At 76.9% G+C, this 216-nt stretch carries 1 pseudogene; it reads left to right on the plus strand.

The annotated features are described in order from the left end of the window. Positions 1-216: pseudogene (locus G3I65_RS16330) on the plus strand (MFS transporter); the annotation flags it as partial.

Here is a 216-nt window from a genome sequence, read left to right on the forward strand (position 1 = left end):
GCCGCTGGGCCGACGCCGGGCACGCGCGCCGGGTGGCGGGTCTCGCGCTCGTCCTGCTGGTGTGCTCGTGGGCGGCGACCGGGCAGCTCGGCCGGTCGCTGCCGCTGCTGGTGCTCGGCGTGGTCGTGCTGGACTTCGCCGTCCAGGTCGTGCACGTCGGCAACCAGCACGTCCTGACGGCCGCCTTCCCCGGGCGCACCAGCAGCGCGATCGGCG

The organism is Amycolatopsis sp. SID8362 (genome assembly GCF_010550475.1).
Classification (GTDB): domain Bacteria; phylum Actinomycetota; class Actinomycetes; order Mycobacteriales; family Pseudonocardiaceae; genus Amycolatopsis; species Amycolatopsis eburnea.